The sequence below is a fragment of the Streptomyces sp. NRRL S-455 genome (genome assembly GCF_000717875.1).
Taxonomy (GTDB): Bacteria; Actinomycetota; Actinomycetes; order Streptomycetales; family Streptomycetaceae; genus Streptomyces.
This window is the reverse complement of sequence record NZ_JOCT01000101.1, coordinates 1-269: the sequence shown is the minus strand read 5'-3', so window position 1 is coordinate 269 and position 269 is coordinate 1. Positions and strand designations below refer to the sequence as shown.

Here is a 269-nt window from a genome sequence, read left to right as displayed (position 1 = left end):
TGGCGAGGGCCTCCTTGGCGATCTCGGTGGCGGCCGTGTAGCCGATGTGCGGGTTGAGGGCGGTGACCAGGCCGATGGAGTTCTCGACACTCGCGCGCAGCGCCTCGGTGTTGGCGGTGATGCCGGCGACGCAGCGCTCGGCGAGGGTGAGGCAGGCGGCGCGCAGGTGAGTGAGGGACTCCGACAGGGAGTGCAGGATGATCGGCTCGAAGGCGTTGAGCTGGAGCTGTCCGGCCTCGGCGGCCATGGTGATGGTGACGTCGTTGCCG

The 269-nt window shown here is 69.5% G+C and carries 1 pseudogene; it reads right to left on the bottom strand.

Features of this window, described 5'->3' with window-relative positions:
* Positions 1-269 (bottom strand): annotated as a pseudogene (gene aspA, locus IE97_RS0137990) (aspartate ammonia-lyase); the annotation flags it as partial.